The organism is Coralliovum pocilloporae, from assembly GCF_030845175.1.
GTDB lineage: Bacteria > Pseudomonadota > Alphaproteobacteria > Rhizobiales > Cohaesibacteraceae > Coralliovum > Coralliovum pocilloporae.
This window is the reverse complement of the sequence record NZ_CP132542.1, coordinates 2,517,770-2,533,882: the sequence shown is the minus strand read 5'-3', so window position 1 is coordinate 2,533,882 and position 16,113 is coordinate 2,517,770. Positions and strand designations below refer to the sequence as shown.

The window sequence follows — 16,113 nt, the reverse complement described above, 5'->3', positions numbered from 1 at the left end:
CCAGGACGCGCGTTCAGGCGGGCTTTTTATATGCCTGCCAAAGCCTGCCTTCACATTTTCAAATGATCTTCCTACATTGACTTATAAGGAGGAGGATATGGAAGCTGACAGCACAGGTATTGCGTCACGAGCAGGCCGAACAGTCGCTCGGGTCAGCTATACAGCCCGACAAATATCCCGTATGGGCTTTTACATCGGCCATCGGCTTGCCATTGATCGCGCGGTTCGCCGTCAGGAAGCAACCAGCCGCGCAGAGCCTACACCACCTCCAAAAGCCGATGGTGCGGTACCGGATCGCGCTGCTCTTCTCAAAGAGATACGCGCTTTGCTGCAGCAGGATCTCATCCATTCAGAACAGGGTTACTATCCGACGCCACGCGATCATGACGGCTCTCTCGTCAGCCTTGTGAAACGCAGCCGTCTGCTGTTCAAGGACCTGCCCCGATCAACAGAGCGCCGCCTCTCCAACCATTTCACGGAAGCGCGGGAAGAAGCCAGTCTTGATGGCCTTCCGGCCTATTATCGGCAGAACTTCCATTTCCAGTCCGGGGGCTGGCTGACGGATGACTCTGCCCGTCTCTATGACATGCAGGTGGAGATCCTGTTTTCAGGCACGGCCAATGCCATGCGCCGCGCAGGCCTGATACCGCTCTATCATGCACTTCATGGGCGCGATCAACGTGACCTCCGGGCCGCAGATCTGGCGACGGGAACCGGCTCCATGCTCCAGCAGATCGGCGATGCTTTTCCGCGTCTGCCCGTAACCGGTCTTGACCTGTCCCTTCCCTATCTTGCCCGCGCGGAGAAACGGAGTGGCCATCGTCCGCACAGGTTTGTTCTGGGCAATGCGGAATGCTCACCCTTTGGCAGCGGGTCACTGGATATTGTCACAGCTGTTTTTCTGTTTCACGAATTGCCGCCAAAGGTTCGGCGAACGGTAATTGCAGATATCGCCCGGATCCTGAAACCCGGCGGAACATTCATCTTCGTCGATGCCTTACAGAATGGCGACAAGCCCGGTTTTGATGGCCTGTTGTCGTTGTTCCCGCAAATGTTCCACGAGCCCTATTTCGACCATTACCGCAGCGATGATCTCACATCTGTCTTTGCTGATTATGGTCTGGAACCGATCTACTCGGAGACGGCTTTTCTCTCAAAGGTAACAGCCTATCGGAAGGCTTGAGGGTCAGAACCTCACATCCAGACCAGTGCGGGCGGAGATAGACCAGGCTCTTTCACTATCCACCCGGCTCTCAACGCCGGTGGTGAAAGCAACATTCGATGAGATATTATAGTGTCCGGTAGCCCCCACATAGAGCGAACCGACCACGTCGTCGTCATCCGGATCAAAAGTAATAGACTGGCCGAGCAATACAGCGTCAATCGTATCGTCGCCAATTGAGAAGCGTGCATCGGCTCCGGCGTAGCCTGTCAGGCTCCAGTGCCCTGTTTCCGTCTCTTCCCGATGCAGCACCGATTGCACGCGCAACCCTGTTGTCAGGACGTGGATATCCCGATCATTAATTGCGATCGATTGTGTCGGCCCTGTCTCGTTATAGTCCTCCAGGAAAAGCCCGGCATAGCCCAGCGTACCGACGACATCGATGCTCTGCTGCCCTAAAGCCGTTTGCCAGCCTGCTTCAATTGCAGCGGAAACCGAGTAACCATCATAGTCAGCATCAAGGCGCTCAATACCACCGACCACAAGGTTGTTGGCGACCTGACGGTTGCTTTCCTGCTCCAGATAGCCGCCCGAAACCAGCGCATTCAGGAACCCGAAACGGGTATCCATGCCTGCATATACCCCGCCGGAAAATCCACGTGTGTCAATATCCTGCGAATTATCATCAACTTCCGTACGAGCGAAAGCAGAGGCACCAAACACGCCGAAACGAGTACCATTCAGCTCCCCAAGCTGCCAGCCACTGACTGTGCCACCATATCCCTGATAGGCGTCTGCAATACTGCCGTCATCTGTCTGCCTGCGCAGACCACCATACAAGTGAGTCCAGCTGTGCCAGCGAGAACCGCCACGCTGATCTCCCCCGCCATGTGTCGCTATCGTCGTCCGTCCCTGACCGCGGCCACTGTTCAGCGCATTGAAAACCGAGCTGGACTGGCCGTTGGTAATATCAGCCAGAAGATCATCGGTCAGCGACAGAGCCGTTTCATCAAGGACAGCAATCGTATTGCCATTGGTTACAAACGGGGCGCCGTTGGTGTTGATGATCTCAGGCAGGCCGTTTGCCGCATCAAAGGTGAAATTGAGGTCCAGACCATTTCCCACATTCAGGGTATCAATGCCGCTGCTCAAAGAAACGCCGCCCTGAACGCGCAGGCCCGCCAGAAGATTGAGCGTATTACCTGTCCCGTCAAAATCGATCGCGTCAGACATCGGTCCCGCTGTAATAATCGTACCGCCAACGGTCAGTGTATTGCCTTCATCTTCAAAATCGACACCATCCGAAGATGAGCCCACCGTCAGGATGGTTCCAAAGACAGAAACATCATTGTTGGCCCCGGCATTAATCCCGTCGGAATCGTTCCCCACCGGTACAACAAGTCCAGTGACCATGACCATGTTGTTGTCAGCAAAGTTGATGCCATCACTGTCAGAGCCGCTGGTCAGGATAGAGCCGGATGAGACAATCATATTGCCATCAAGGGCAAAGATACCATCCGTCACATCACCAACAGCAAGAATAGTCCCGGAATGATTGATTGTATTACCATCCTCGGCTTCAATACCCGCACTGTCTGAGCCGTTGATCACAATCAGGCCACTGTTGGTAATCGTATTTAGTGATTCAGCGGCAATCCCGAAACTGTTGTCTCCACCAAGGACAATCTGCCCGGTGTTGTTGAGCGTATTGCTGACCTCGCCGAGAATACCCAGCAGGAACCCGCCACCCGTGTTGGTCAACGCAATCAGACCTGAATTGCTTACCGTGCTGTCATCATCAACAACAATTCCGGCGCTTCCTTCGGGTGTCGCCAGCATACCGATGATGGTCCCGGACTGAACCACCGTATTGTTATCATTGGCCAGAATCCCAACCGCCGGATCACCATTCAGATTAATCGTTCCCGACTGTGTAATCGAATTGCCATCATTCACATTGATGCCGAACGAGAAACCGCCATTGACGTTAATGGTTCCACTGGAGGTGATGGTATTGTCATCCTCTCCGAAGATACTTATGGACCCTGTACCAAGCGTGGTTAAAGTACCGCTGTTCGTAATGGTGTTGTTGTCGAGCACATCAATCGCATTCGCGACATTTCCACCTGTCTGCACCGATCCGGCATTGGTGATCGTATTGCCATTACCCGCAACGATCCCGTCAACATTGTCACCGGTGACAGAAATGCTGCCACCAGCCTCAACTGTACCGGTCTGATTGTCTGCCAGGGTCTGAGTGGTGGTTTCTGTCGTGCCATTGGGAACCGTAAAACTCTGCGCCCATACGGGTTCAACAGATGCGACCATCAAGGCAGTGACGGCACAACTCAACAGAAGCTGTGATCCAGATGTCGAACAGGATCTCTTATGTGGCATGACTCTACTGTTGCCCCTGAGACGACGCCCCCATCGTCATGTGGTAAATAAACCATTAACTGGCTCACTTGGGATACGGTGTTTTGACTACCAAAGCAAGGCAACACTCGCAAAAAACCCGGCATACACGCTGTATACCGGGTCTTTAGTCAGCTACGCTGAACTGAACGCCAATGGCGATTTCTATGCAGCCAGAGCCTGATCCAAGTTTAGAAGGCTCTCGCCCAGAGCATCCGCAACAGCGGCATGGGTGATTTTGCCGGCATGCACATTGAGGCCATTGGCCAGATGCGGATCATCAGCCAGAGCCTGCTTCCACCCCTTGTTGGCCAGCGCCAGCGTGAACGGCAGGGTCGCGTTGTTCAGAGCAAAGGTGGAGGTCCGTGCGACACAGCCCGGCATGTTGGCCACGCAGTAATGAACAATGCCATCAACCACATAGGTCGGGTCCGCATGGGTGGTTGCTTTTGAAGTCTCGAAGCAGCCGCCCTGGTCAATCGCCACATCCACAACAGCAGAGCCTGGTTTCATGGTCTGCAGCATGTCACGGGTGACAAGCTTTGGTGCAGCCGCACCCGGAATGAGTACGGTACCAATAACCAGATCGGCTCTTTCCACCAGACGGGCAATATTGTCGCGATTTGAGTGAACCGTGCGCACAGCAGTACCGAAGCGATCAACAGAGGCACGCAGGGCGTCAGTAGACCGATCGACCATTGTGACGGATGCACCCATACCCAGCGCCATGCGGGCAGCATTGGTACCGGAAACCCCTGCACCGATGATAACCACTTCCGCGGGATCAACACCCGGAACACCACCAAGAAGAACGCCCTTGCCGCCGCCATTGTTCTCAAGCGCAGCAGCGCCGACCTGAGGGGCCAGTCGACCGGCAACTTCAGACATCGGGAAGAGAAGCGGCAGGGTACCATTGTTGCTGGTCACCGTTTCATAGGCGATGCAGGTGGCACCAGATTTCATCAGGTCGTTGGCCTGCTCGGGGTCCGGAGCCAGATGCAGATAGGTGAACAGCAATTGTCCATCGCGCAGCTTGGCCCGTTCCGGTGCCAGAGGTTCCTTGACCTTGATGATCATATCGGCAGAGGCGAACACTTCGTCTGCAGTATCGGCGATCCGTGCACCGGCTGCGATATATTCCTCATTGGACAGACCAGCACCGACACCGGCATTGGTTTCCATAACCACATCATGACCGGCTGCGACCAGCTCGGCTACGGTGCTTGGGATCACGCCGACGCGATCCTCATTCACCTTAATTTCTTTCGGGCACCCGATCAGCATTTCAACCCTCCTGAAGCAAATGCTTGAATATTCTGCCATTATGCTTCATCTTTTGCGCAATTTGTCTCTGATGTTGCGTCGGATTTAGGATAGTAGCTATATTTTTTGCCGCAATATCTCACTAGGATCGAATAAAATGCCAATAAGCGGACTCGACAGAACTGACCGCAAGATTCTCAACTACCTTCAGGACAATGGTCGCCTCACCAATGCCGAGCTGGCCGGTCTGGTGAATCTTTCAGCATCGGCCTGCCTCAGGCGTACAAAGCTGATGGAAGACAGTGAGCTGGTTGAGCGCTATGCACTTATTCTGGATCCCAAATCCTGTGGCTATAGCGGTACTGCCTTTGTGTTTGTTTCCCTTGAGCGCCAGTCGCGGGACGCCCTTGACCGGTTTGAACGCGCGGTGATGACCCAGCCGGAGATCCTCGACTGCTATCTGCTGGCTGGCCAGCGGGATTACCTGATCCGCATCATCTATAAGGACACCACCGATCTCGAACGGATTCATACTGAGGTTCTGACCGACCTGCCGGGCGTTGAACGTGTCCAGTCCCAGCTCACGCTCCGGACCGTGAAAAAGACGTCAAAACTGCCGCTTTAACCTTTGGAATCAGTTAGAGTTCCGGTATCAAACTCGCGAATGGAGCAACGCGTGTCCTCACAATCCGGATCCAATGCCGCAGAATTCACGGTTTCCGAGCTGTCCATGTCGCTCAAGCGGACAGTGGAAGACACCTATGGTTATGTGCGGGTGCGTGGTGAACTCGGTCGTGTAAGCCGACCCGGATCCGGCCATGTCTATCTGGACCTGAAAGATGATCGCGCTGTTCTTGCCGGTGTCATCTGGAAAGGCGTCGCAGGACGTCTGGCCATACAGCCGGAACAGGGACTTGAGGTGATTGCCACCGGCAAGCTCACCACCTTTCCCGGTCAGTCAAAATACCAGATGGTGATTGATCACCTGGAACCTGCCGGTGTCGGCGCGCTGATGGCTCTTCTGGAAGAACGCAAGAAGAAGCTTGCAGCCGAAGGCCTGTTTGATGAGGGTCGCAAGCAGCTTATCCCATTTCTGCCGCGTCATATCGGCGTGGTGACGTCTCCAACCGGTGCCGTGATCCGCGATATCCTCCACCGGCTGGCAGACCGCTATCCGGTTGACGTGACCGTATGGCCTGTGCGTGTTCAGGGAGAAACGTCAGGCGCGGAAGTTGCCAATGGCATCCGGGGCTTTAACGCCCTGCCCGATGATGGCCCGTTGAAGAAACCGGATCTCATCATAGTGGCCCGGGGCGGCGGCTCGCTTGAAGACCTCTGGGGGTTCAACGACGAAGATGTGGTCCGTGCTGCCGCTGACAGCCTGATCCCGCTGATTTCAGCCGTAGGCCATGAGACTGACTGGACGCTCATTGATTATGCCGCAGATCGCCGCGCACCAACGCCGACGGGTGCCGCAGAAATGGCCGTGCCGGTTCGCTCTGAACTGCTGGCGCAGGTGGATGACCTCAACCGTCGGCGGTTGCAAGCTCTGATCCGGTCCTTTGACCGCAAGCGACAGGATCTGCGCAGCGCAGCGCGGGCGTTACCACGGGCCACCGACCTTCTGTCCATTCCGCGTCAGAGACTGGATCAGGCGGCTGGGCGTATCGGCCTGGCCCTGACGGCAGGAACCGCACGGCACAGGGCCAGGCTCGATCAGGCCGCAACCCGGTTGATAGCCAATAACCCGGCCCGCCAGACACAGAATGCGCGCGACAGGCTCATCACACTTCAGACCCGCTCGGCGCGCGCCATGGATATCTATCTAGAGCGCAGGACAAGCCAGTTACAGAACACAAGCCAGCGCCTGCGACTTGACAGGCTTTCAGACCGGGCGGCCCTCCTTCAGGACAGGCTGCAGCAGTCCGGTCGTCGTATGGAACAGATTTTCATCCATCAGATCGAGCGCAAGCGCAGCTCTCTGAGCGGATTTGAAAAACTGCTGAAGACACTCTCCTATCAAAGTGTTCTGTCGCGCGGTTTTGCGCTTGTACGCGATCAGCAGGATCAGCCTGTCCGGTCTGCATCCTCCGTATCCGCCGGGGAGGCGCTCAGCCTTGAATTTGCCGACGGTCGGGTTGCCGCAATTGCAGGCGCGCCCGGTGACACCCCACCTCCCCCGGCACAGCCTGCAGCGCAGGCACCGGCTGAGAAAACCACGCGCCCCAGACGCAAGCCGAAATCTGAGGATAATCAGGGATCGCTCTTTTAGAGTGTAGATAAATGAAACTGCTCATCCCGCTGATCATCCTGGTCGTTACCATAAGTCTGGTTGTCTATCGCGGCTTGATCCGGCCTAGTCTATCACTGGCTGATCCGTATCTAAGTCTTGCGGATGCGGCAGCCACGGTGACAATTGCCATCATCACCTGGTATGCGGTCCAGTCTGTCATTTTCTCGGTTAAACGGCGCTTTGAGCAGGAGCAGGCGACGGAGAACAACGAAGCGTCCGACGAGGATGACCCTTCCGCACCGTCATAGCCGCATCAGGCGGGATTGTTGTCTGTCAAGACGCCGCCTATGATCCGGCTAGCAGAAGATGGAGATCATGGTATGGCAGGCCTTTCGTTCGAGCTTTCAGAAGAACATCGGATGATCAAAGATACGGCTGCCCGTCTGGCTGCCGATTCCATTGCCCCGCACGCGGAAGCTCTTGATCGCGGCGAAGGCCGGGCGGCAATGCTGGATAACCTTCGACTGTTGGCAGAAAACGGCTTCATGGGGCTGAATGTCAGCGCGGACCATGGAGGCAGCGAAGCGGGAAGCGTAGCCTTTGCCCTTGCTGTTCAGGAAGTGGGGGCGGCCTGCGCCTCAACCGGTGTGACCCTGTCTGTCACCAACATGGTGGCCGAGATCATCGACAAGGTCGGCTCGGATGAGCAGAAGTCTTCTTATCTGCCGAAGCTTTGTGACGGAACGTTTCCGGCGGGTGCCTTCTGCCTGACAGAAGCCGGTGCGGGCTCTGATCCCTCCTCCATGACCACACGCGCGGAAATGGACGGAAACGAGTGGGTGCTGAATGGTGCCAAGCTCTACATCACTTCTGCAGCCTATGCGGGGCTGTTCGTGGTCTGGGCTGTTACCGATCAGGATGCCCCACGGGGCAAGGGCATATCCTGTTTTCTTGTGCCTGCAGACAGCTCCGGCCTCACCATCGGCAAGGAAGAGCGCAAGATGGGGCAGACAGGATCAGCCACCAATGAAGTGCTGTTTGACACGTGCCGTCTGCCAGCCTCTGCGCTGATGGGCGAGCTTAATGACGGCTTCCGCATCGCGGTCGGAGAACTGGCAGGCGGGCGGATCGGCATTGCCGCGCTAGCGCTCGGCATTGCCCGCACGGCCATGGAGACTGCAGAACGCTACATGGTGGAACGACGTCAGTTCGGCAAGGCGCTGGCTGAGCATCAGGGGCTGCAGTGGCAAGTAGCTGACCGGGAGACGGAACTTGAAGCGGCACGACTGCTCATCCTGCAGGCGGCCAGCCTGAAGGATAGAGGTAAGCCCTTTGCAACGGCAGCTTCCATGGCCAAGCTTTTTGCGACAGAGGCAGCCCAGCGCGCCACCTATACGGCACTGCAACTGCATGGCGGTGCAGGTTATACAGCTGACCTGCCGCTGGAACGTCATGCGCGGGATGCCCGGATCACCACCATTTATGAGGGAACATCAGAAATTCAGCGCATGATCATCGCGCGGGATATTCTGTCTGCCTTTGCCTGAGCTTGCGCCATGGGCATATTCTTTCCCTTTATCCCCGCCATTCCTTTTGATGGTATAGTTCGCCCGAAACGGTTATAATCCCAATTCTGCACCCGGAACATGCATCCGACGACGACGATGCTGGTATCCGGTAAACAAGACCGGCGGGGCGGGCCGAGATCATGTGCCCCTCACGACCGAGCCAAGCAGACCCGGGATACGATCCCGGAACGGGGGGATATATGTTGCGTCAGTTTGTATTGAGCCTGTGCGTGGGCCTTGGCCTTGTAGCCTGTAGCGGAATACCCACTGAGGAAGTTCAGACCTATACCACGGCCTATACCGAAGCGCAGGCTGCAGGCACTCTGTTGCTCGACAAGATTTCGCCAACCCTGGCACCCAGAGGCGGCAAATCCAAATGCAAGCAACGGGCAACCGGCATCACATCCTGCTTTGACGCGGATCTGGCCATTCATGGCGACCAGATTCTGGAAGCGGACAGCATTCGCGTCCGCCGCGCTGCCCTTGATGCGATTGCCACCTATAACGCTCTTCTTCTGGCTTACGCGGAAAACCGATCCGCCGATGTTGCAAAAAGCCAGCTGAACGGTCTCGGGCTTCTTTTGAGCGATCTGCAAAGTCTCATTCCCGGTTCGGGCATTCCCTTTGGCACGATCACGGATCAGCTGGGTGGCTTTGTAGCGCGGATCGAGCAGGCGCGCGCCTCACGCAATCTGCGTCAGGTTCTGATTGATGGAAAGCCGATCATCCAGGACATCCTGGCCGCCCTCATCGAGGACACCGATGAAATCTATACCATCTATTACGGGCCTCGCCGCAAGCGCCAGGTGCAGCTGGCCATTATCGTCAAGCGTGGCGGCGAAGGGGCCAAGGTGGCTGTACAGCAGCGGGAAGCCATCACCCGTGATCTGCGTCAGTTCCATGATTCAGTGACGTCCTATGCACGCCTGTTGCACCGTACGTCCAAGGCTTTGGATGTTCTCGCCGATGCAGCTGAAAACCCGCAACTGAGTGAAGAAAACCTGCGCGCCGTTATTCGGGAATCGATCGAGATCCGCAATGAAGCCCGTATCTTCTGGAGAACGATCCGCGGCCAGGGCTAGAGCGCGTTGCGCTAAAGTTGGAACAGGTTTGGCGAAAAACAACGCACTCCAGCAAAAGTGATGAGCATTTCGGGCTTAAACAGGCTCACGCACTTTTCGGGAATATGTTCAAGGGGGAACCGGACATGAGTACGATACAGGACCTGATTGCCAATCTCGATTCAGATGAGGCGGTCAATAGGCTGGAAGAGTTTATTCTCAGCGATGACTCAACTGAAGAACAGGCCGAGGCTGCGCAGCGCCTTGCAGAAACACTGATTGACGAACGCCTGAACAAGGCCATAAAGCGCTTTGACAGTGGCACGGCGAAGCTGGGCCAGCTCGTCGAAGACCTGCAGACGGTGATTGACGGTGCCCCTTCCGCTGATCGCAGCATCTTCAGCGGCCTTCTCGACAGGGCCAATGATCTCTACCAGAGTTTCTACAAGACCGGGGCTCCATCCTCAGCCTTCAGTGATACGTCCGAAGCCGATCAGGACACCGAAAAGGATGATGAAGCGGACGCACCGCCCGCCACCACCCCCGAGCCTGAAGCACAAAAGCCGGATGTTCCGGCCATCGAAGAACCGCCCGTGGTCAATACCAGCAAGGACTACGGCACAATCGCCAAAGACTATGTGCGGATTTTCTTCGGCCTTCAGATCAGGTCCAGCAAGCAGGCTATCATCAAGAAGCTTGCGGACAAGGCCATTGCCAACAAGGCACGATATGAGGCCGTGGGCAATCCGCTCGGGATACCCTGGTGGTTCATTGCCGGGATCCATCTGATGGAATCCAACTATAATTTCGCCACCCATCTGCATAATGGCGACAGACTGACAGCCCGGACAACGCGGGTTCCAGCCGGCCACCCCAAGACCGGCTCTCCGCCCTTCTCCTGGGAAGAGAGCGCGCGAGATGCGATGATCTACAAGAAATATAACGGCAAGTCGGACTGGTCTCTCTCCCGCGCACTTTACCGCTGGGAGAAATATAATGGCTGGGGCTACCGCATGAAGGGCAAACCAAGCCCCTATCTCTGGAGTTTTTCATCAGCCTATGAGAAGGGCAAATATGTGGCTGACGGCAAATACAGCCCGACCGCAGTCTCAAAGCAATGCGGCGTCGCCGTTTTCCTCCGTCATCTCTATGATGCCGGTGAGGCAACGCTCTATACCGATGAAAACGAACAGCTCATGAATGCAGACATGGGTGCGGAAAAGAAGGCCATTGAGGACGGAACACTTCCGCTGGTGCCAACAATTGAGCCCTCATCCAACAGCTTTGTCACCTTCTACAACGATACGATCAAGCCGCATGTGACCAATTTTGAAGCTGCCGAATTTCTGGTGAAGGGCAATTCCCACCACAATTCAGGCAGCGCCTGTTTTGGCCTCAACACTGACCCTCCGGAAGACCTGTGGGAGAAGATCGTGCCGCTGGCCAAGGTGCTTGATGAATTCCGCAACCGAATTGATCATCCGGTCAAACTGCTCAGTGTCTACCGGTCTCCGGCCTATAATGCCTGTATCGGTGGTGCCACGCAGAGCCATCACATGCAGTTCCACGCTGCCGATCTCGTTGTTCTCAATAGCGGTACAGGCCCGAGAGACTGGGCCCGTATTCTCGAAGTGATGCGAACATCGGACGGCCTGTTCAAGGGCGGCCTGAAGGCCTACAAAACCTTCGTTCATGTGGATACGCGCGGGGTCAACAAGACCTGGTGATCAGAAATCAAGCCCGGCCCGGCGGCGGATGGTTTCATCCCGGATGGAGACCGCCTGACCGGCAAGGTCAGCGGCATCTTCCGTGCACAGCCAGGCAATAACAGTTGCCGGGACGCTCGGGTGATAATGATCTTCCCGTGTCATACGGCTGACCGGGTTGATGCCGGAGGCGCGAATGGAAGCCTGCATGCCCGTATCCGCTGTGCCCGGAGCAAAATCCACACAAAACAGGCCATGATGACCAAGCTCATGATGGGCGGTCTGCGTCAGCATCGCCGCCCCTGCCTTGGACGTGCAGTAAGCACTCCATCCCTCAAGGGCCGCATGGGCTGCCCCTGAACTGATATTGATGATCGTGCCTGAGCCCCGCTCCCGGAAATGCGGCATGGCGAACCGCATACAGTAATAGGTTCCGGTCACATTAATATCGATGCAGCGTTTCCACTCTGCAGGGTCTGTGTCCTCAAAGGCGGTAATGGGTTCGATGACCGCCGCATTATTGATGAGGATATCAAGGCGGCCATAACGGGCGACTGTGGCCTCGATCATAGCTTCCACCTGACTGCGATCCGCAATGTCACACCGCATGGCATGGGCCGACCCGCCTTCCATCGCTATTTCTTCAGTCAGGGCTTCACAGGCCTCAAGGGTCCGGGCCGCACAGACAACAGATGCTCCGCGCCGGGCCAACGCCCGGGCAGTTTCCTCGCCGATCCCCCGGCTGGCTCCGGTAACAATGGCAATTTTCCCCTGAAGTTCAGACATGATCGAGCCTCCTCGCTGACAGCAGCATAGATCTGTTGCGCCTGCCTGTCAGGGGTTGGGGTAATGATTTTATCTGCTGAGAGAGCCCATCCGCCTTCCGTCTATGAGGAAAATCACGGATGCTTGATCCGGATCAAAGTGCCGCTGACCCAGCATGTTAGAGAACACCCATCGCGACAAGCATCGGAGGCTCCCATGGCCATCAAGGATATTCTTACGCTTCTCGACACCCGTCATATCGACTCATCCGTTCTGGATCTTGCGGTTGCCATTGCAAACAGAACTTCGGCTCATCTGACCGGTTACATTCCCGTTGTGGAGCCGACCATCCATTCCATTGCCGAAATGCAGATTCCGGATGACTATCTGGCCAGCGTGCGGCGTGATGTGGAGGCGCGGTCCAAGAAGGCCGCTGCCAAGTTCAACGAGCGTACCGATCAGGAAGGCATTGCCAGAGAGACCCGTCTTGTGCCGATTCAAGGCGGCCAGGCCGTAGAGAACTTCACCCTGCATGCCCGCCTGACCGACTTGGTGATTACCCGTCAGGATGATCCGGATAATCCCGAACCGCTTCGCAGCCAGCTGATTGAGGCGGCGATGTTTGAATCATCCCGGCCGCTGCTGCTGGCCCCTTATGCCGGTTATACCGGGCCCTATTTCAAGAAGATCGTTATCGGTTGGGATGGTGGTCGGGCGGCTGCCCGCGCGGTGCGCGCCGCATTGCCCATTCTGTCTCTTGCAGAAGATGTGCGTGTGATCATCATCAACGGCGCCACCAAGAACGATCCCGGCATGCCCGGCGCGGATATTGCCACCTATCTGTCCCGTCATGATATCCACGTCTCGGTTCAGAACATCCATGCGGACAAGCATATCAGCGTCGCCGACACCATGCTGAACTATGTGGCCGACAATAATATGGATACGATTGTCATGGGCGCTTACGGTCATTCGCGCCTGCGCGAGCTTATCCTTGGCGGAGCCACCCGCAGTATTCTGTCTGCCACCACCGTTCCGGTGGTGATGGCCCACTAAAACAGTTCAGGGGCGCTCCGGCGCCCTTTTTCATTTTGCCGAACGCCTGCCGGGGACATGTCATTGACATGGTTTCCCGCTAGATTCATACCCAATACAGAGCCTGTTACTACTTGGACGGATGCCTTCCTATGAGCACCTATAATCTTGATGCCTTTTTCCAACCAAACCGGGTTGCGGTGATTGGTGCCAGTGACAAGGCGGGTTCCATTGGCGGAATTGTCTATCACAATATCTGCGAGCATTTTCCCCATGACAGGGTCTATGCGGTTAATCCGCGGCTCAAGGAAATTGACGGTCGGCATGTCTATGGTTCTGTCGACGCCCTGCCCGCTCAGGCAGACCTTGCGGTGATTGCCACACCACCCCACACCATCCCTGATCTCATTACCCAGCTTGGTTACAAAGGCACACGGGCTGCGGTCATCATCACTGCGGGGCTTGGCCACGGGCCGGGCAGCATCGCGGAAGACGTGAACAGACGCGCGCGCTCGTTCGGACTGCGGATTGCCGGGCCAAACTGTGTTGGTCTTCTGGCACCCCATGCGGGTCTGAATGCCAGCTTTGCTCATCGGGCTGCGCCAAAAGGTGATCTGGCTATCCTGTCCCAGTCCGGTGCCATTGTCACAACGCTGGTCGACTGGATGCACGAACATGATGTGGGATGCAGTGCGCTGGTCTCTCTCGGTGACCAGCTGGATGCGGACTTTGGTGATTTTATCGACTATTTCGCCACCAGCCCGCATGTGCGTGCCATTCTGCTGTATGTGGAAGCCATCACTGACGCCCGGAAATTCATGTCAGCGGCTCGGGCCGCCTCTCGCGTCAAACCAGTAGTGGTCATCAAGTCCGGACGCCATGATGAGGCAGCGAAAGCCGCAAGCTCGCATACGGGCGCTCTTGCAGGCAGCGATGCGGTTTACGATGCCGTTTTCAGACGGGCCGGGCTTATTCGCGCCATTGATCTGGATGAACTGTTTGATGCCGCTGAAACACTGGCTCATCTGAAACCGTTCAAGGGGCGCCGCCTCTCCATTCTGACCAATGGCGGCGGTGCCGGTGTGCTTGCCGTGGACAGGCTGATGGATTTCAACGGCTCACTGTCTTCCCTCTCAGACGAGACCATGGAAAGGCTCAACAGTATCCTGCCGGAAACATGGTCGCACGCCAATCCGGTCGATATTATCGGAGACGCCGGACCGGACCGGTATGTCAACGCACTCAACACCCTGCTGGCGGACAAGGAAACAGATGCAGTTCTGGTCATCAACTGCCCGACCGCGCTCTGTCCATCCGATGAAGTGGCTCGTGATGTGGCCGAGGCAGTCAAGGACGCCCGCAAGCACTATCGCAACAAGCCTGTGCTTGCCAACTGGATGGGTGACCACAGTGGAGTTATGGATGTCTTTGCCGACGCGCATATTCCGCTCTACAAGACACCGGCTCAGGCCGTGCGCGGCTTCATGGACCTTGTGGCCTATTCCGACGGTCTTGATCGCCTGATGCGGACACCGCCTGCGGCAACAGAGGATCATGTTCCGGACAGGGAAAAGGCCCGCAAGGCCATCCAGGCAGCTCTTGATGACAAGCGGTCCTGGCTGCAGGCGACCGAGGTTTACGACGTCCTCTCAGCCTATGGTCTCCCCATTACACAGACCTGTCTGGTCCGAACAGCAGACGAAGCACGCGTAAAAGCCCGGCAGCTTCTTGCAGACCATGGCTCCGTAGTTGCCAAGATCGCCTCCCCCGATATCGTTCACAAGTCGGACATGGGCGGTGTGGTTCTGGACCTCGATACCGAAGAGGACGTGGCCGGGGCCTTTACCGATATTCTTGAGCGGGCCCGCAATCATGCGCCGTCTGCACGGATTGAAGGCGTGACCCTTCATCCGATGATCCGCCGCCGCAATGCGGTGGAACTGATTGCCGGTCTGGCCGATGACGCAACCTTTGGCCCTGTGGTTGTCTTCGGTCGCGGAGGGACTGCTGTCGAAGTGATCAACGACAAGGCGCTTGCCCTGCCACCGCTTGATGCCAATCTGGCCCGCGATCTGATTGCACAAACCCGCGTCTCAAGGGTTCTGCGTGGTTATCGCAATCACCCTGCAGCCAATCAGGAAGCGCTGGCGGAAATGCTGGTCCGCCTTGGGCAGCTGGCCGCCGATATGCCGGAAATCCGGGAGCTCGATCTCAACCCGGTGCTTGCCAATGCAGACGGGGTGATCGCGGTTGACGGACGCATTGCCGTTGCACCCGCCAAGCGGGACCGTGACGGTCGCAATCCGCGCATGATCATTCGCCCCTTCCCGGATGAATGGCGGCGGGATATCCGCCTGAAAGACGGTCGACCGGTTCACATCCGGCCTATCAAGCCGGAAGATGAGCACCTGTATAGCGACTTCTTTGAGCATGTGAGCCGGGAGGATATCCGGCTTCGGTTCTTCTCAGCCGTCCGCGACCTGTCGCATTCCTTCATTGCCCGGCTGACCCAGATTGACTATGCCCGGGCCATGGCCTTTGTGGCTCTTGATCCGGACAGTGGTGACCTGCTGGGTGTGGTGCGTATGCATGGCGACGCCAATCATGATTCCGGTGAATATGCGGTGCTTGTCAGGTCCGATCTGAAGGGCCAGGGGCTGGGCTGGAAACTGATGCGGATGATCATCACCTTCGCCAAGGCCGATGGCTATCGCGAGATTATTGGTGAAGTTCTGAGAGAAAACACCACAATGCTGTCCATGTGCCGTCATCTCGGCTTTGAAGCCCGTCGGGACCCTGATGACAGGGACATCATGCTGGTGAAACTTGACCTGACAGATCTGAACCCCATCGACATGGAGCTGCCTCTGTCCGAAGCTCCATCAGAATAAAGATTTACAAGACA

Annotated in this window: 12 protein-coding genes; 9 read left to right on the top strand and 3 right to left on the bottom strand. The window is 56.6% G+C overall.

Annotated features, from left to right (window positions below; translation table 11 throughout):
• Positions 1-97 precede the first annotated feature (97 nt).
• Positions 98-1,183 carry a class I SAM-dependent methyltransferase gene (locus RA157_RS11610; RefSeq protein ID WP_350333286.1) on the top strand — a complete coding sequence of 362 codons (1,086 nt, stop codon included), beginning with the start codon at positions 98-100 and terminating at the stop codon, positions 1,181-1,183.
• 3 nt (positions 1,184-1,186) lie between these two features.
• On the opposite strand, the gene RA157_RS11605 is transcribed toward RA157_RS11610, so the two are convergent.
• Together RA157_RS11605 and ald are read right to left on the bottom strand one after the other, a co-directional pair.
• Entirely contained in the window at positions 1,187-3,514 is a 2,328-nt protein-coding gene (locus tag RA157_RS11605; protein ID WP_350333285.1) for an autotransporter outer membrane beta-barrel domain-containing protein, read from the bottom strand.
• 228 nt (positions 3,515-3,742) lie between these two features.
• Positions 3,743-4,861, bottom strand: coding sequence for an alanine dehydrogenase (gene ald / locus RA157_RS11600; protein ID WP_350333284.1), 1,119 nt, complete (start codon positions 4,859-4,861; stop codon positions 3,743-3,745).
• A gap of 136 nt (positions 4,862-4,997) precedes the next feature.
• On the opposite strand from ald, the gene RA157_RS11595 reads away from it, so the two are divergent.
• The 6 genes from RA157_RS11595 (at position 4,998) to RA157_RS11570 (ending at position 11,429) form a co-directional block, all read left to right on the top strand.
• A complete protein-coding gene (locus RA157_RS11595) occupies positions 4,998-5,465 on the top strand; it encodes an Lrp/AsnC family transcriptional regulator (protein WP_350333283.1) in 468 nt (155 codons plus the stop codon).
• 39 nt (positions 5,466-5,504) lie between these two features.
• A complete protein-coding gene (gene xseA, locus RA157_RS11590) occupies positions 5,505-7,112 on the top strand; it encodes an exodeoxyribonuclease VII large subunit (protein WP_350333282.1) in 1,608 nt (535 codons plus the stop codon).
• Positions 7,113-7,123: 11 nt separating this feature from the next.
• Positions 7,124-7,381 (top strand): hypothetical protein, encoded by a 258-nt coding sequence (locus tag RA157_RS11585; protein WP_350333281.1) that lies wholly within the window; start codon positions 7,124-7,126, stop codon positions 7,379-7,381.
• Between the two features lie 39 nt (positions 7,382-7,420).
• Entirely contained in the window at positions 7,421-8,620 is a 1,200-nt protein-coding gene (locus tag RA157_RS11580) for an acyl-CoA dehydrogenase family protein (protein WP_350333280.1), read from the top strand.
• A gap of 221 nt (positions 8,621-8,841) precedes the next feature.
• The gene (locus RA157_RS11575; RefSeq protein ID WP_350333279.1) at positions 8,842-9,723 is read left to right on the top strand and encodes a hypothetical protein; all 882 of its coding nucleotides are present in this window, start codon (positions 8,842-8,844) and stop codon (positions 9,721-9,723) included.
• 125 nt (positions 9,724-9,848) lie between these two features.
• Positions 9,849-11,429, top strand: a complete 1,581-nt coding sequence (locus RA157_RS11570) for a D-Ala-D-Ala carboxypeptidase family metallohydrolase (protein ID WP_350333278.1) — start codon at positions 9,849-9,851, stop codon at positions 11,427-11,429.
• On the opposite strand, the gene RA157_RS11565 is transcribed toward RA157_RS11570, so the two are convergent.
• Entirely contained in the window at positions 11,430-12,194 is a 765-nt protein-coding gene (locus tag RA157_RS11565; protein WP_350333277.1) for an SDR family NAD(P)-dependent oxidoreductase, read from the bottom strand.
• A 195-nt stretch (positions 12,195-12,389) separates the two neighbouring features.
• Here RA157_RS11565 and RA157_RS11560 point away from each other — a divergent pair, with 195 nt between their 5' ends.
• Entirely contained in the window at positions 12,390-13,229 is an 840-nt protein-coding gene (locus RA157_RS11560) for a universal stress protein (protein ID WP_350333276.1), read from the top strand.
• Positions 13,230-13,360: 131 nt separating this feature from the next.
• On the top strand, positions 13,361-16,099 hold the full coding sequence (locus tag RA157_RS11555) for a bifunctional acetate--CoA ligase family protein/GNAT family N-acetyltransferase (RefSeq protein WP_350333275.1): 2,739 nt from the start codon (positions 13,361-13,363) through the stop codon (positions 16,097-16,099).
• Positions 16,100-16,113 lie beyond the last annotated feature (14 nt).